This window comes from Sphingobium sp. TA15 (assembly GCF_037101235.1).
Lineage (GTDB): Bacteria > Pseudomonadota > Alphaproteobacteria > Sphingomonadales > Sphingomonadaceae > Sphingobium > Sphingobium indicum.
In genome coordinates this window covers 2,806,421-2,821,618 of sequence record NZ_AP025355.1, presented here as the reverse complement: position 1 = coordinate 2,821,618, position 15,198 = coordinate 2,806,421, and the positions used below count along the sequence as shown (strand labels likewise).

Here is a 15,198-nt window from a genome sequence, read left to right as displayed (position 1 = left end):
CGAAAACGTCATGAAATCGGCCAAGCGCCCCCATGGCCTTGGCCGGGGCCTGTCGGCGCTGCTCGGCGATGTGGCGCGGGAGGAGCCGGTCGCGCCCACCGCCGTCGCCCCGCCGTCCACCAAGGCGATCCAGAGCATCGAAGTCGCGCTGATCCAGCCTCATCCCGAACAGCCCCGCCGCCACTTCGACGAGGGCGCGTTGCAGGAACTGGCCGACAGCATCGGCAAGCGCGGAGTGATCCAGCCGATCATCGTCCGTCCCCATGGCGGCGGGTTCCAGATCGTCGCGGGAGAACGCCGGTGGCGGGCGGCGCAGCGCGCGCAGCTTCACCGCATCCCCGCCATCGTCAGGGATTTCGACGAGGCGGAAACGCTGGAAATCGCGCTGATCGAGAATATCCAGCGCGAAGACCTCAATCCGATCGAGGAGGCGGAGGCCTATCGCAAGCTGATCGCGGAGTTCCAGCACAGCCAGGAGGCGCTGGCCCGGCTGGTCGGCAAGTCGCGCAGCCATGTGGCGAACCTGATGCGCCTTCTCGATCTTCCCGCGCCCGTTCAACGGCAGGTGATCGAACAAAAGCTCAGCATGGGCCATGCCCGCGCCCTGATCGGCGCGCCGGATTGCGAAAATCTCGCCCGAACCGTCGAAGCCAAGGGCCTGTCGGTGCGCGATACGGAACAACTCGTCCGCCGCGCCAAGAAGGGCGATGGCGCCCCCGGCCGCAAGCGCCCCGCCGCCGCCAGGGACGATGATCCCGACATCGCGGCGCTGGAACAGCATCTGGCCGACATATTGGGCGTGAAGGTCGACATCGACTATGCGCAGGGCGGCAACGGCACCCTGTCTTTGCATTATTCCACGCTGGACCAGCTCGACATGCTGTGCCAGCGCCTTTCCGGGGAACGCATCTGAACCGACAGGCCCAGGCATTTTCGACTTCACGTACGAAAATGCTTTCGAGCCGGGGCGAAATCGACCGGCGCCTGGAAAATAGGAAAAACAAAAAGAAGATAGGAACATGATCCGCTTCAATCGAGGCGGATCATGTTCTAGCCTGCGCAGATGGCAGACAATTCCTCCTCTCTCACCATCCCCCACATCGTCCGCCGCCAGGACTATCGGCCGCCCGACTGGCTGGTTCCCGACATCGCGCTGGATTTCGCCCTCGACGCCGCCGCCACCCGCGTCCATGCGACATTATCGGTCACGCGCAACGGCGACCATGACCGGCCGTTGAGGCTGGACGGCGACGGCCTCCTGCCGCTTGAGATCAGGGTCGACGGCGCGGTTCTCGCGGCCGACCAATGGTCGCTGGACGGCGGAACGCTGACGATCGCGCTTTCAAACTCCGCGCATATGGTTGAAACGTTCGTGGAGATCGCGCCCCAGGGCAACAGCAAGCTGATGGGGCTTTATGCCAGCGGCGGGCTGCTCTGCACCCAATGCGAGGCGGAGGGTTTCCGGCGGATCACCTTCTTCCCCGACCGGCCCGATGTGCTGTCGCGCTATTCCGTGCGCATGACGGCGGACAAGGCGCTCTATCCGGTGCTGCTCGCCAATGGCGATCCTGTCGAGCAAGGAGACCTGCCAGACGGGCGGCATTGGGCGCGCTGGAACGACCCCTTTCCCAAGCCCTGCTACCTGTTCGCGCTTGTCGCGGGCGACCTGGCCTGCAACGCCGACCGCTTCGTCACGATGAGCGGGCGTGAAGTGCAACTGGGCATATGGGTGAGGGAAGCCGACCTGCCCCGCACCGCCCACGCCATGCAGGCGCTCAAGAACAGCATGGCCTGGGACGAGCGGGTCTATGGCCGGGAATATGATCTGGACGTGTTCAATATCGTCGCCGTCGCCGACTTCAACTTCGGCGCGATGGAGAATAAGGGCCTCAACATCTTCAATTCGCGCTACATATTGGCCGATCCGGAAACCGCGACAGACATCGACTATGACGGCGTCGAAGGCGTGGTGGCGCATGAATATTTCCACAACTGGTCGGGCAACCGCGTTACCTGCCGGGACTGGTTCCAGTTGAGCCTGAAGGAAGGCTTCACCGTCTTCCGCGACCAGAATTTCTCCGCCGACATGGGATCGCACGCCGTCAAGCGGATCGAGGACGTCCGCATCCTGCGCGCCGCCCAGTTCCAGGAGGACAGCGGCCCGCTCGCCCATCCTGTTCGGCCCGAATCCTATATGGAAATCAGCAACTTCTACACCGCCACCATCTATAACAAAGGCGCGGAGCTGATCCGGATGATGGCCCTGATGCTCGGCCCGGAGCGCTTTCGCGCCGGGACCGACCTCTATTTCGACCGGCATGACGGCGAAGCGGCAACCTGCGAGGATTTCGTCCGCGCCATGGAGGATGGGGGCGAGATCGACCTCGCCCAGTTCCGCCTCTGGTATGAGCAGGCGGGCACCCCCCATGTCCGGGCGCTGCTGAGCCACGATCCCGCCACGCAGAGCGTGACCCTGCTGCTGGAACAGTCGGTCCCGCCGACCCCCGGCCAGCCGGAAAAGCGGCCCATGGCCATCCCGCTGCGCACCGCCCTGTTCGACCCCGAAACCGGCCAGCATCGCGGCGACGAACTGCTGATGCTGACGGAGGCGCGCCAAAGCGTCACCTTCGCGGGCTGGCCGACGGCTCCGATCCTGTCGATCAACCGCGGCTTTTCCGCGCCGGTGATCGTCGAAACCAACCGCAGCCAGGCCGACCTCGCCTTCCTGTCCGCCCATGACGACGACCCCTTCGCCCGTTATGAGGCGATGCAGCAGCTCATGGTAAATGTCCTCGTCGGCCGCATCGGCGGGCAGCCGGTCGATGAGGATGCGGTGGTCGCCGCGATCCGCGACACGGTCACCAATCCGCTGCTCGACCCGGCCTTCATCGCCGAAGCGATCCGCCTGCCGAGCGAAGCCTATCTGGGCGACCAGATGGCGGTGGTCGATCCCGACGCGATCCACGCCGCCCGCGACGCGCTGCAACGGCGGATCGGCGCGGAACTGGAACCGCTGTGGCGCGACATGCACGGCAAGACGAAGGCCAACGCCTTCGCCCTGTCGCCCGCCGCCAAGGGCGCGCGCAAGCTGCGCAACACCGCCTTGCTCTATCTCGCCGCGTCAGGCGCCGCCGATGGCGCGACCGTCGCCTTCGGCCAGTTCAGCGAAGCGGACAATATGACCGAGCGTCAGGCTGCGCTCGCGACCCTGGCCAACGGCGCCAGCGCGGAACGGGAGGCCGCGCTCGACATCTTCTACAACCGCTATCGCGACGACGCGCTGACGCTGGACAAATGGTTCCAGACCCAGGCCTTCGCCTTCCATCCCGACACGGTCGACCTGGTCGAGGAACTGGGCAGGCACAAGGACTTCACCCTGGCCAATCCCAACCGCGTGAGGGCGCTTTATGGCGCCTTCGCGGGCAACCAATGGGCCTTCCACCACAAGTCCGGCAAGGGCTATCGGCTGGTGGCCGACTGCATCGTCGCGCTCGACAAGCTCAACCCGCAGACGGCCGCCCGGCTGGTGCCGCCGCTGGGACGCTGGAGACGCTTTGATGAAGCCCGCGCCGCGATGATGCGAGCGGAGTTGCAGCGCATCCTGCTTGAACCGGGCCTGTCGAAGGACGTGACGGAGCAGGTCAGCAAGAGCCTGGAGTAGGGGCGCGCCCTCCTCGAAAACTCGTCACCCCAGCGAAAGCTGGGGTCAGGCCTCGACCGCCAACCTGTCCTCCCGAGACCCCAGCTTTCGCTGGGGTGACGGCAGGGAAGGGCATCTACCGCCCCGAAGACGCCAGCCATGCCGCGACATCCGCCGCCACCTTGTTCGCCGCGGCATTCAGCGGCGCGCCGACGCTGTTGGCGTCGATCTTCCCGCCAATCGGCGCGCTGGCGGTAAAGCGCTGCTTGGCGATCGCCGTGCCGCCCGGCCCGGCCAGCATCGCGTCATAGGTCACGACTGCGCTGTTGCTCGCTTCGTCCACGCCGAAATCGACCAGTTCGCCCATCAACCGCTGCCCGGCGTCCGCCGAATATTGCCCCGGATCCAGCACGATGCGGTTGCTGGTGGCGGCGATGGTCTCCGCCAGCAGCTTCTGGAACAGGTGGCGCGGCGTGTCGGCCCATTGCACCTTCGTCACATAGGCGACCGAGGTGGGCGATGTGATCACCGGCACCCGAACCGTGTCCAGCATCTTGGGCGCTTCGGGATCGGCCACGGTGATGGAGGTGCCGGAGGAGGCGCTGCGCAACGTGCCCGGCGCGACCTTCTGCGCAGCGTTCAGCGACAGGAGACGCTCCGGCGGCTTCCCGCCGAAGGACACGCAGCCCGCCAGCATCAATGCGCCGACGGCCGCCAGACCCAGTTTCCCGTGAAACATCATCATGTCCCTCTTATCGCTTGTAATCGGGCAGCTTGGGCGATCCGACGATGGACCCCGCGCCCTGCTGGTCGAGTTTTTCCGCCACGCCCCGGAAGGATCGCGACATTTCGCGCAGGTCGCGGACCAGCTGGTTGACCTCCGGCATGGTCTGGTTGCTGAAGGCGCGAACGCCCGGCTGCGCCTCCGCAATGGTCTTGTCGAGCGTGTCGATGCTGCGCGTCGCCGACTGGATGCTCTTGCGCAGGTCGGCCAGCAGCGGGCGGCCCTCATCATTCACCATGGCGTCGGTGGAGGCGGCCAGCTTGCCGATCTGCTCGGCGGCGATGCCGGTGCGCTGCACGGCGATGCGCGCTTCGGCCAGCGTCGCGGCGATTTCCGGGCTGCGGTCGGCCAGCGAGCCGGAAATCCGCTCCACATTGGCGAGGATGCCGGCAATCGACTGCTGATTCTTGTCGTTCAGCAATTCGGTGAGCCGCTCGGTCAGCGTCGACAGCCGCTCCAGCAGTTGCGGCGCGTTGTTCAGCAATTCGCCCAGCGCCCCCGGCTTGGTCGGGATCACCGGCACGCCATCGGGGCAGGAGGCGAGGGGGTTTTCCGCCGGGCAGACGATCGGCGGCGCGCCCTTGACCGCGCCGTCCAGCACGATTTCCGACACGCCGGTAAAGCCCACCCCGGCGATGGTCGCCGTGGTCCCCTGCAGGACGGGCGTGCCCTCCTTCACCGAAATGCGCACCTTCACGAAGCTGGGATCGCGCTTCCAGAGTTCGATCTTCTCCACCTGGCCGGAAGGGACGCCGGAATAGTTGACGCTGGACCCCTTGGCCAGGCCGTTGACCGACTGTTTGAAGAAGATGTCATATTCCATATTGTCGCCCTGGGAGAGGCGCGAGAACCAGAAAGCCGCGATCATGATCGCCGCCAGCAACAGCAGCGTGACCGTGCCCACCAGCACATGGTTGGAGCGGGTTTCCATAGTCTATCGCCTCTTGTCCTTCTCGCGGGCCACCGCCGCCGTCGCGGCGCGCCCGCGCGGGCCGTTGAAATATTCCTGAATCCAGGGATGGTCGGTCGCCAGCAATTCATCGATAGTGCCGACCGCCGTCACCTTCCTGTCCGCCAGCACCGCCACCCGGTCGCAGATCGAATAGAGCGTGTCGAGATCATGGGTGATGAGGAAGACGGTCAGCCCCAGCGTCTGCTGCAACCGCCGCGTCTGATCGTCGAAGGCCGCCGCGCCGATAGGGTCCAGCCCCGCCGTCGGCTCATCCAGGAACAGCAGGTCCGGGTCGAGCGCCAGCGCCCGCGCCAGCCCGGCGCGCTTCTTCATGCCGCCCGACAATTCGGCGGGATATTTCGGCCCGGCCTCGGCGGGCAGGCCGGTCAGGCGGATCTTGTAGGCGGCGATCTCGTCGCGCAGCTTCGGGCCGATATTGGGATAATATTCGCGGATCGGCACTTCGACATTCTCCGCCACCGTCAGCGTCGAAAAGAGCGCCCCTCCCTGGAACAGCACGCCCCACCGCTTGCGTATCGCCAGCGCCTCATTGTCCAGCCGGCCGATCATCGATTCCCCGAAGACGTGGATTTCGCCCTCGTCCGGGGTCTGGAGGCCGATGATGGAGCGCATCAGCACCGACTTGCCGGTGCCCGATCCGCCGACCACGCCCAATATCTCGCCCTTGCGCACGTCCAGGTTCAGCCCCTCATGCACCACCTGATCGCCGAAGCTGTTGCGCAGGTTGCGGACGGATATGGCGATGCCGTCATGCTGGACCGCCTCCTCGATTCGCGCTTCCTCGGCGCTGATTTCTTCCTCCTGCGCCATCAGTTCCAGCCCACCCAGGTGAAGAAGACGGCGAAGAAGGCGTCGATAACGATCACCAGGAAGATCGCCTGCACCACCGCCGCCGTGGTGCGCAGGCCGACTTCCTCGGCATTGGCCTTGACCTGCATGCCCTGGAAACAACCCGCCAGCGCGATGATCACGCCGAAGACCGGGGCCTTGATCAACCCTACCCACAGGTCATGGATCGGCACCACCTCCCGCAACCGCTGGACGAAGGTGATCGGCGGAATGTCGAGCGAAACCGCGCAGAGGAACCCGCCGCCGATGATCGCGACGATAGAGGAATAAAAGCCCAGCAGCGGCATCATCACCACCACCGCCAGCGTGCGCGGCAGCACCAGCGCCTCCATCGGCGACACGCCGATGGTGCGCATGGCGTCGACCTCCTCGGTCAGCTTCATCGTGCCCAGTTGCGCGGCGAAGGCGGAGCCGGAGCGGCCCGCGACCATGATCGCGGTCATCAGCACGCCCAGTTCCCGGAAGGTGAGGCGGCCGACCAGGTTGATGGTCAGCATCTCCATGCCGAACTGGCGAAGCTGCACCGAACCCTGCTGCGCGATGACGATGCCGATCAGGAAGCTCATCAGGCCGATGATGCCCAGCGCGGACACGCCCACCACCTCGAAACGCTGCACCACGGCGTTGATGCGGAAGCGGCCCGGATGGCGGATGACGTTCCATGTCGCCACCAGCGTGCCGCCGAAGAAGCCCAGCAGCCCCAGCAGGGTCGTGCCCGAATTGACCACCGCTTCGCCGATCTGCCCGACCACCCGCTGCCAGGGCGGTTCATGGTCGGGACGGATGTTTACCGGCTCGTCCACGCTGCCGACCGTCGCGATCAGCCGCTCCGCGTCGCATTTGTCGCCCGTGATCCCGCAGTCGAGCCGCTTGATCGCGCGGTGCAGCACCCAGGCGCCGATCGTGTCCATATGGCCCACGTCCGACAGGTCGATGGTGTCGACCGGACCCTCTATCGCGTCCAGCCGGTCGGGCAGGTCATGCAGGCAGGCGATGGACAAATTGCCCGAAAGCCGAATGACTGTCCTGCCCTCGCGGACTTCCTGAGCAAGATCAGCGGCTTTGTTCATCAAGGCGGAGATGTGGTCCATTATCGGTTGCACGGCAAGCCGAAACGGCCCATCCGCACGATCAAACGAAGGGGCGACCCAAAAAGTTTCGGACATGGCATGACGCACAGACTCGCAATCTACGACATGGACCGCACGGTGACGTTCACCGGCACCTATACCGGCTTCCTGATCCACGTCGCCAAAGGCATGGCGCCCTGGCGTCTGGCGCTGTTTCCGGGCGTGATCCTGCTGATGCTGGCCTATGTGCTGAAGCTGATCAGCCGCCAGCGGCTGAAGGAACTGAACCAGGCGCTGATGATCGGCTTCAACGTGGAACGCGCCCGGCTGATGCCCCATGTGGAAAGCTATGCGGCGAAGGTGGTGGCGGGCAATGTCCGCTCCGGCGCGCTGGCGCAGATCGCGCAGGACAGGGCGAACGGCTACCGGCTGGTCCTCGCCACCGCCTCCTACCGGCTCTATGTCGAACCCATCGCCCGGCGGCTGGGTTTCGATGCTGTGATCGCGACCGACCATCTCTCGCAGGATCTGCGCTATGTCCGCGCCAGGATCGCGGGGGAAAATTGCTACGACACGGGCAAGCTGCGCATGATCAAGGCATGGATGGCCGCCGAAGCCATCGACCGGACGCAGGCGCATATCCGCGCCTATTCCGACCATGTGTCGGACGCGCCGATGCTGGAGTTCGCGGACATCCCCTTCGCCTCCAACCCGCACAAGCCGCTGGCCAGGCTGGCGGCGGAACGGGGCTGGACGCGGGTGGATTGGGCGTAGCGGAGCGGCGAGCATGTCAGGCGGCTCGAAATAACGTGCTCCTGCGAAGGCAGGAGCACGCCATACTTAGCCGACCGGCGAGACCAACGCCTCCCCTGCAAAAAAGGCAGCAAGGTTCGCCAGCAACATGTCCCGCATCCGTCCGACCGCTTCATAGGTCGCGCCGCCCATATGCGGCGTCAGCACGACGTTCGGCACATCGGCCCAGCGCCCCGCCGGCGTAGGCTCGTTCTCGAACACGTCCAGCGCCGCTCCGCCAAGCCGTCCTTCGCGCAGAGCCGCGATCAGCGCATCCTCCACCACCAACTGCCCGCGCGCGACATTCACCAACAGCCCCTGCGGTCCCAGCGCGTCCATCACGGACGCATCGATCATCCCGCGATTCTCCTCCGTCGCCTTGGCCGCGATCACCATGACGTCACTGTCGCGCGCCAGCGCCTCCAGCCCCTCCGCCCGCTGCCAGACCAGTTCCGGCTTTTCCCTCGGCCCCCACCAGCCGATCCGCATGCGCATCGCTTCGGCGCGCTTTGCCAGGGCAATTCCGATGCTGCCCATGCCGACGATGCCGATCCTGGCGCCCGCCATCGACCGGGTCAGCATCTTCGCGCCGGCTGTCCACTCGCCCGTCCGCACCTGCCGGTCGCCCAGGACGATCAGCCGCCGATGGGCGAGGATCAGCCCCAGGGCATGGTCCGCCACATCCTCCGCATTGGCGTCCCCCCCATGGGTCACGGCCACGCCCCGCGCCCTTGCCCAGTCCAGGTCCACCCCATCATAGCCCACGGTGAAGCAGGCGATCAGCCGCAGCTTCTCCATCCGCTCCAGCATCGCCGGATCGAGCCGGAACTCGCCCGCGGTCACCAGCGCCTCGGCTTCCGCCAGCCGCGCCTGCCCCTTCTCCTCCCACAGGGCCATGGCGTCATAGCGGGGGGAAAGCGCATCCAGCAGCGGCGCCATATGCGGCTGCGCCACCAGGATCAGCGGCCGATCCGTCATCCGCCCGCTCCCTCCACCGCGCGCAAGGCCTGCGCGAAATCCGCGATCAGGTCTTCCGCATCCTCGCAGCCGATGGAGATGCGCACCATATTGTCGCCGATCGCCAGCGCCTTCTTCCGTTCGGCAGGGACGGACAGATGCGTCATCGCCGCGGGATGGCTCGCCAGCGTTTCCGTGCCCCCCAGGCTGACGGCGAGCTTCGCGATCTTGAGCGCGTCCAGAAAGGCGAAGGCCTCCGCCTCGCCGCCCTTGAGGTAGAGCGAGAAGGTCGATCCCGCGCCCGTGCAATGGCGACGGTATATGTCGGCCTGCCGCTCAGTCTCCGGAAAGCCGAGATAGACGACCTTCTCCACCTGCGGCTGGTCCTTCAGCCAGGAGCAGACCCTGGCGGCATTCTCGCCCGCCCGGCTCATGCGCAGTTCCAGCGTCTCCAGCGACCGCAGCAGCATCCAGGCCGAATGCGGGTCCAGGATCGTGCCGATGGTGTTCCGCATCAGCCGGATCGTGTTGATCAGCGCATTGGACCCCAGCACGCCGCCAGCGACCAGGTCGCTATGTCCGCCCGCATATTTGGTCAGGCTGTAGATGACCAGATCGGCCCCATGGCTCAGCGGATGCAGCCAGAGCGGGCCGAGGAAGGTGTTGTCGATGGCGACGGGCGGGCGATGTTCTTCGCCTGCGAAGGAAAAGTCGCGCCGCGCAACTACCGCTTCCAGGTCGACCAGCACATTGGTCGGATTGGCCGGACTTTCCAGATAGATCAGCGCGACGCGGCCCAGGCCCTTGGCCTTCTCGATCACCGCGCCAATCTCTTCCTCGGTCGCGCCCGCGGGGAAATCCAGCCATTGCACGCCGAACTTGCCCAATATGCGCCCGATCAGCGATTCGGTCGCGGCATAGAGCGGCGCGGAATGCACGATCACGTCGCCCGGCTGCACCAGGGCGAGCAGGGTGGTCGCGATGGCCGACATGCCGCTGGAAAAGAGCAGGGCGTCCTCCGCCTCTTCCCAGACCGACAGCCGGTCCTCCGCAATCTCCTGATTGGGGCCGTTGAAGCGGGAATAGACGAGGCCCTCCGCACCGCCGGGGCGAATGCCCGTCACCCCTTCGAAATGCCGCTTGCCCGCCGCCGCGCTTTCGAAGGCGAAGGTGGACGTCAGGAAGATGGGCGGCTTCAGCGATCCTTCGGACAAAGTGGGGTCATAGCCGTGGCCCATCATCAGCGTCGCGGGCTTCAACTTGCGGCCTTCAATCTCCATGATCGGTTGCTTGGGACGGCGGCGGTTGCGCGTGGGCTCCGCGCCCGTGAGGTCGGCTTCGGTTTCGCCGGTCATCAATGATCTCCTGCATGTTCGCGGCGTCTGCTGCGCCGCTCCGATGGCAGGGAGTGTAACGCTTTTCGGGGGAAAGGGGCCAGAGGCGTTCGATAAGATTATTTCATGCAATCAAACTTAAATTACACGACACGCCGTGCTCCTGCGAAGGCGGGAGCCCAGTCCCGCCGCCCGAACTGGGCTCCTCCCTGCGCAAGGTCACGGAGCGATTGAAGCAAGGCAGCGTTGAATGGGCATGACCTTTGCGCGCTGCCGTCCTACACATCTCCCATGAACCAACGCCTACCCGAACCGCTGGAGCAATGGTTCACATCCCGCGGCTGGACGCCCCGTCGCCACCAGACCGACATGCTGGCCGCCGCCCGATCCGGCGATCACGCGCTGCTCGTCGCTCCTACCGGCGCGGGCAAGACGCTGGCCGGTTTCCTGCCCACCCTCACCGACCTGATCGAAAATCCGGGCGAAGGCCTCCACACCCTCTATGTCTCGCCGCTCAAGGCCCTTGCCGTCGACGTCCGCCGCAACCTCCTCACCCCTATCGAGGAAATGGACCTGCCGATCCGCGTGGAGACCCGCACCGGCGACACCCCCTCCGACCGCAAGGCCCGCCAACGCGCGCGCCCGCCCCAGATTCTGCTCACGACGCCCGAATCCCTCTCGCTGCTGCTGAGCTATGCCGACAGTTTCCTGATGTTTGCGGGGCTGAAGACCGTCATCATCGACGAGGTCCACGCCTTCGCCACCCAGAAGCGCGGCGACATCCTCAACCTTTCGCTGTCCCGGCTCCAGAGCATCAACCCCGGCCTTCGCCGCGTCGCCCTGTCCGCCACGGTCGCGGATGTCGACGCCTATCGCGCCTGGCTGGCCCCGGACGGCGACATCGGCGCCGTCACCCCCGTCATGGGCGAGGCGGGCGCCGATCCCCATGTCGCCATCCTGATCCCCGACGGACGCATTCCCTGGTCCGGCCATTCCGGCAAATATGCCGCCAAACAGGTGATGGAGGAAATTGAGCGCCGCGCCACCACGCTGGTCTTCTGCAACACGCGGGGGCTGGCCGAACTCATCTTCCAGTCCCTCTGGTCGGTGAACGAGGCGAACCTGCCCATCGCCATCCACCATGGCAGCCTGTCGATCGAGGCGCGGCGGAAGGTCGAATCGGCGATGGCGGCGGGAAAACTCCGCGCCCTGGTCGCCACCGCCTCGCTCGACCTGGGCGTCGACTGGGGCAATGTCGACTGCGTGATCCAGATGGGCGCGCCCAAGGGCAGTTCCCGCCTGCTCCAGCGCATCGGCCGCGCCAATCACCGCCTCGACACGCCCAGCGAGGCGATCCTCATCCCCGGCAACCGCTTCGAATATCTGGAGGCCCGCGCCGCGCTGGACGCGGTCGAGGCGGGCGAGCGCGACACCGACGATTTCCGCCCCGGCAGCCTCGACGTCCTCGCCCAGCATGTCATGGGCCTCGCCTGCGCCGCGCCCTTCCGCGAGGAGGAACTGCTGGCCGAAATCCGCTCCGCCACTCCCTATGGCGCGCTGACGGAGGAAGCCTTCGCCAATGTCCTCCATTTCATCGAAGGCGGCGGCTATGCCCTGCGCGCCTATGACCGATTCAAGCGGCTGACGCTTGGCGCCGACGGCCTGTGGCGCGTCTCCCATCCCCGCTTCGTCCAGCAGCACCGCCTGAATGCGGGCATCATCGTCGACCAGCCGGTGCTGGACGTCCGCTTCGCCAACGGCCGGAAACTGGGCACGGTGGAGGAGGGGTTCGCCGCCACGCTCCGCCCCGGCGACAGCTTCTTCTTTTCCGGCATCGCGCTGGAGGCGGTGCGGATGGACACGACCGACCTTGTCGTCCGCGCCACGTCCAAACAGGCGCGCATCCCCACCTGGGGCGGCACCCGCATGGCGATGTCGACGCGCCTCGCCGACCGGGTCCGTCATTTCCTGGCCGAACCCGACCAGTGGGGCCGCTTCCCGGACGATGTCCGCGACTGGCTGGAGGTGCAGAAATATCGATCCGCCCTGCCCGAACCTGGGCAATTGCTGATCGAGACCTTTCCCCATGAGGGCCGCCACTATCTCGTCTGCTACAGTTTCGAAGGCTGGAACGCGCACCAGTCGCTCGGCATGCTGCTGACCCGCCGCATGGACGCGCAGGGACTGATGCCGATGGGCTTCGTCTCCAACGACTATGCGCTCGCCGTCTATGGCCTGAAGCCGGTCACGGACCCGCAAAGCCTGTTTTCGGCCGACATATTGGATCATGAATTCATCCAATGGGTCGAGCAATCGAGCCTGCTCAAGCGCGCCTTTCGCGACGTGGCGGTGATCTCCGGCCTGATCGAGCGCCAGCATCCCGGCAAGCGCAAGACGGGGCGGCAGGTCACTTTCTCGACCGACCTCATCTACGACGTGCTGCGCAAATATCAGCCCGACCATCTGCTGCTGAAGGCCGCCTGGGCCGACGCCCGCGCCCGGATGACCGATGTGGGACGGCTGGGCGACCTGATCGACCGCGCATCGGCCACCATGCTGCATGTCGATCTCGACCGGGTAAGTCCGCTCGCCGTCCCGGTGCTCATCCTCATCGGACGCGAGCAGGTCGCCCAGCATGCGGTGGAGGACGCCCTGCTGATAGAGGCTGAAGCCCTGGTGGCGGAGGCCATGCGCCCGGATTGAAAGGACGGTGGAAGCGGCCATTCCCGGCCTCCCCATCATGTCAGGAAGGATACGGGAAGGGGGAGAGCGACATCGTCGCTCAATCCCCCTCTGCTCCCCGCTTCGCCGGTGCCGGTCTTTCCGGCGGCCCCTCTCCCAATATATTTTTAAGGCGCTGCGGTGAGCGGCCTCTGCTTATACCGGCGCGACGACAAAAAAAAAGGCCGATCCGAAGACCAGCCTGAAAGTTTTTAGGAGAGGATGCCTGAAAGGCAGGGCCTTCTTCGCCCAGATCGCGCAGTCCCGCAAATGCGAAGAAGCGATCTGCGATTGCACGAAACGCAATCATCCTTGAAAATCAGGGATTTTTCCAGGCGCGCCGGGCTTCCGGTGTCCGGCGGCGGCCCCGGAACCGGCGCAAAAATCCGTTTCACAGCGAAATGGGCAGTGGCTTTTTCGCATCAGGCCAAATGAAATTTCGGCAGGCGAAGGCGCATTCCATTCCTGCTAGCCTTGCTTCCTATGGGGCCAGACGCCCGATCCGTCCGCCGCGCAATCATGCGCCGCGTCCCGAAGATGCGGAAGCCCGCAGGCGCGGCAGGTCACGTAATCGCCCGCCTTCAGCCCGTGGCCCACCGCCACCCGCTCATCGAAGACATAGCAGTCGCCCCGCCACCGGCTATCTTCCTCCGGCATTTCCTCCAGATAGCGCAGGATGCCCCCGCGCAGATGATAGACCTCTTCAAATCCCCGCGCCCGGACCAGCGCCGTCGATTTTTCGCATCTGATACCGCCTGTGCAGAACATGGCGATGCGCGGCTTGCGGCCCTCCTCGCGCAGCTTTCCGGCAAAATCGTCGAACCAGGCCGGGAAATCGCGGAAAGAGCGCGTGCCCGGATCGATCGCCCCCTCGAAGCTGCCGACCGCCACTTCATAGGCGTTGCGCGTGTCGATGAGGACTGTGTCGGGATCGGCGATCAGGGCGTTCCACTCCGCCGGATCGAGATGCGTGCCCGCCTGATGCGCCGGATCGAGATCGCCCGCGCCCAGGGTGACGATCTCCGCCTTCACCTTCACCTTCATCCTGGCGAAGGGCGGGTCGTCGCCATGGGCATATTTGACGTCGAGGTCGGCGCAGCCCGGCAATGTCCTGATGTGCGCCACCAGCGCCGCGATCGCCCTGTCGTTTCCAGCGACCGTGCCGTTGATCCCCTCCGCCGCGACGATCAGCGTGCCGCAGGCGCCAAGATCGGCGCACAGCAAGCGCAAATCGCGGGCAATCGCCTCGGGATCGTCGAAGGCGGCGAAACGGTAGAGCGCGGCAATGGTGAAAGCGGATTTCATCGCAGCGCCCATAGCCGCTTCGCCGCCCTCTTGAAAGCGGCGGGGCAAGGGGGCATAGGCAGGGCATGGTTCCCCTTTCGTTCGCGGGTCACGATTTCCTGGCATTGCCGGAGGCCGCGCTGTTCTGGCCGGCGCGCTCCGCCTTGCTGGTGGCCGACCTGCATTTCGAAAAGGCGAGCTGGTTCGCCCGATCCGGACAATTCCTGCCCCCGCACGACAGCCAGGCGACGCTCGACATGGTGGAGATGCTGGTCCAGCGGACCGGCGCGCGGGCCGTCTGGTCGTTGGGCGACAGTTTTCACGATGCCGATGGCGCGGCGCGGCTCGACCCGACGGCGCGGGCAAGGCTGGCGGCGCTGACGGACAGGCTGGACTGGGTCTGGATCACCGGCAACCACGATGCCGGCATGGCGCAGGCGCCCGGCGGCGCCCGGTGCGCGGACATGCAGGTCGACGGCATATGGCTGCGGCACGAAGCGGATCCCGCCGATCCCCGTCCGGAGATTTCGGGGCACTTCCATCCCAAATTCCGCCTGTCGGTGCGCGGCCGCCACGTGTCGCGGCGCTGCTTCGTCGAATCGCGGACCAAGTTGATCCTGCCCGCTCTGGGAGCGCTAACGGGCGGTCTCGATGCCGGTCATGGGGAAATCCGCCGGGTAATGGGGTCGGGGGCGAGCGCCTTGTTGCCGGTCGCCGGTCGGCTGCTGCGTTTTCCCTTAGCGTAAGCGGACGTAGCGGAAACCGGAATTAAAGCTGTCTCCTTTAGGTAACAG

12 protein-coding genes are annotated in these 15,198 nt (G+C 65.8%); 5 read left to right on the top strand and 7 right to left on the bottom strand.

Features of this window, described 5'->3' with window-relative positions; translation table 11 throughout:
* Positions 1–10: 10 nt before the first annotated feature.
* Positions 11–913, top strand: a complete 903-nt coding sequence (locus Sj15T_RS13945) for a ParB/RepB/Spo0J family partition protein (RefSeq protein WP_013038707.1) — start codon at positions 11–13, stop codon at positions 911–913.
* A 150-nt stretch (positions 914–1,063) separates the two neighbouring features.
* Positions 1,064–3,661 (top strand): aminopeptidase N, encoded by a 2,598-nt coding sequence (gene pepN / locus Sj15T_RS13940; protein WP_013038706.1) that lies wholly within the window; start codon positions 1,064–1,066, stop codon positions 3,659–3,661.
* A gap of 115 nt (positions 3,662–3,776) precedes the next feature.
* Here the strand turns inward: pepN and Sj15T_RS13935 are convergent, their stop codons facing one another.
* The 4 genes from Sj15T_RS13935 to Sj15T_RS13920 are packed head-to-tail and all read right to left on the bottom strand — an operon-like array spanning position 3,777 to position 7,316.
* Positions 3,777–4,385: an ABC-type transport auxiliary lipoprotein family protein gene (locus tag Sj15T_RS13935; protein ID WP_013038705.1), complete on the bottom strand. Its 609-nt coding sequence runs from the start codon at positions 4,383–4,385 to the stop codon at positions 3,777–3,779.
* Between the two features lie 7 nt (positions 4,386–4,392).
* Entirely contained in the window at positions 4,393–5,355 is a 963-nt protein-coding gene (locus tag Sj15T_RS13930; RefSeq protein ID WP_007689329.1) for an MlaD family protein, read from the bottom strand.
* 3 nt (positions 5,356–5,358) lie between these two features.
* Positions 5,359–6,207: an ABC transporter ATP-binding protein gene (locus Sj15T_RS13925; protein ID WP_013038704.1), complete on the bottom strand. Its 849-nt coding sequence runs from the start codon at positions 6,205–6,207 to the stop codon at positions 5,359–5,361.
* The gene (locus Sj15T_RS13920; protein ID WP_041386173.1) at positions 6,207–7,316 is read right to left on the bottom strand and encodes an MlaE family lipid ABC transporter permease subunit; all 1,110 of its coding nucleotides are present in this window, start codon (positions 7,314–7,316) and stop codon (positions 6,207–6,209) included. Before Sj15T_RS13920 ends, Sj15T_RS13925 begins: the two co-directional genes overlap by 1 nt.
* A gap of 99 nt (positions 7,317–7,415) precedes the next feature.
* Here Sj15T_RS13920 and Sj15T_RS13915 point away from each other — a divergent pair, with 99 nt between their 5' ends.
* Positions 7,416–8,090, top strand: coding sequence for an HAD family hydrolase (locus tag Sj15T_RS13915; RefSeq protein WP_013038702.1), 675 nt, complete (start codon positions 7,416–7,418; stop codon positions 8,088–8,090).
* Between the two features lie 66 nt (positions 8,091–8,156).
* Here Sj15T_RS13915 and Sj15T_RS13910 read toward each other — a convergent pair whose 3' ends face one another.
* The gene (locus tag Sj15T_RS13910; protein ID WP_013038701.1) at positions 8,157–9,086 is read right to left on the bottom strand and encodes a 2-hydroxyacid dehydrogenase; all 930 of its coding nucleotides are present in this window, start codon (positions 9,084–9,086) and stop codon (positions 8,157–8,159) included.
* Complete coding sequence (locus Sj15T_RS13905; RefSeq protein ID WP_013038700.1) at positions 9,083–10,420, bottom strand: cystathionine gamma-synthase family protein; 1,338 nt, start codon at positions 10,418–10,420, stop codon at positions 9,083–9,085. The genes Sj15T_RS13910 and Sj15T_RS13905 overlap by 4 nt, the downstream gene beginning before the upstream one ends.
* A 270-nt stretch (positions 10,421–10,690) precedes the next feature.
* Here Sj15T_RS13905 and Sj15T_RS13900 point away from each other — a divergent pair, with 270 nt between their 5' ends.
* Positions 10,691–13,102, top strand: coding sequence for a ligase-associated DNA damage response DEXH box helicase (locus Sj15T_RS13900; protein WP_013038699.1), 2,412 nt, complete (start codon positions 10,691–10,693; stop codon positions 13,100–13,102).
* Positions 13,103–13,588: 486 nt separating this feature from the next.
* Here Sj15T_RS13900 and Sj15T_RS13895 read toward each other — a convergent pair whose 3' ends face one another.
* Entirely contained in the window at positions 13,589–14,437 is an 849-nt protein-coding gene (locus Sj15T_RS13895) for a rhodanese-related sulfurtransferase (protein WP_013038698.1), read from the bottom strand.
* A gap of 53 nt (positions 14,438–14,490) precedes the next feature.
* On the opposite strand from Sj15T_RS13895, the gene pdeM reads away from it, so the two are divergent.
* Positions 14,491–15,150 (top strand): ligase-associated DNA damage response endonuclease PdeM, encoded by a 660-nt coding sequence (gene pdeM / locus Sj15T_RS13890; protein WP_007689342.1) that lies wholly within the window; start codon positions 14,491–14,493, stop codon positions 15,148–15,150.
* Positions 15,151–15,198 lie beyond the last annotated feature (48 nt).